Raw genomic sequence first — 331 nt, forward strand, 5'->3', positions numbered from 1 at the left:
CTTAGCTCAGCTGGATAGAGTACCTGGCTACGAACCAGGCGGTCGGAGGTTCGAATCCTCCAGGACGCGCCATTTTCTTTTTAGAAAAGACTTCTTGTCTCAATCTCCCCCTCTTTTGAGAGCGCCGGCGCAATTTTGTGTCGGCTTTTTTGTATCTGATTGTCAGATGCTCTGTAGAGTGTTGGGGTGTGGAAGTTTGCGGTATTTCTGGTTGACTCTGGGCAGTCAAATCCCTATAGTTTGCCGCCGTTGAATGCGTCCTTAGCTCAGCTGGATAGAGTACCTGGCTACGAACCAGGCGGTCGGAGGTTCGAATCCTCCAGGACGCGCC

The 331-nt window shown here is 52.0% G+C and carries 1 tRNA gene; it reads left to right on the forward strand.

Annotated features, from left to right (window positions below):
* Positions 1 to 255 precede the first annotated feature (255 nt).
* A tRNA-Arg gene (locus ACY2RR_RS24435) sits at positions 256 to 329 on the forward strand.
* Positions 330 to 331 lie beyond the last annotated feature (2 nt).

The sequence above is a fragment of the Parendozoicomonas sp. 2304DJ65-17 genome, assembly GCF_058148445.1.